Here is a 512-nt window from a genome sequence, read left to right on the forward strand (position 1 = left end):
GGTTAAATGCGGGAGGACCCCCCCCCAACCTGTGGTTGGGGGTCCTCGACCGTGAATGGTGTTCCGGCGGTGACCTACTCTCCCACACCCTCCCGGGTGCAGTACCATCGGCGCTGTGGGTCTTAGCTTCCGGGTTCGGGATGGGACCGGGCGTTTCCCCCACGCTATGACCGCCGTAACCCTGTGTCCGCACCCGCCGGCCGTGCCGGGGGTGGGAAATCTGGTGGTTACAACATCTGTGGTGTTGTTATTTTGTTGTCGGTTCCTGTGCAACAGTGCCGTCGGTGACGGGTTTGTTGKTTGGGAACCACATAGTGGACGCAAGCAGTCTTGTTTCTTTGTACCCTTCCCGGGGTGTGAACGTCTTTTGAATCCGTTCACGGGATGGGTGTGTGGTGTAAGTTATCGGCCTATTAGTACCGGTCAGCTTCACGAGTCGTTAGTCCTCGCTTCCACATCCGGCCTATCAACCCAGTGGTCTGGCTGGGGGCCTCTCACACACAAGGTGTATG

The 512-nt window shown here is 58.5% G+C and carries 2 rRNA genes; both read right to left on the minus strand.

The features are described 5' to 3' along the window. Window positions 1-61: 61 nt before the first annotated feature. A 5S ribosomal RNA gene (rrf, locus tag AC1D2F_RS23935) occupies window positions 62-178 on the minus strand. A 214-nt stretch (window positions 179-392) separates the two neighbouring features. After that, window positions 393-512 (minus strand): 23S ribosomal RNA (locus AC1D2F_RS23940); the annotation flags it as partial.

The organism is Arthrobacter sp. P1_B3 (genome assembly GCF_056406615.1).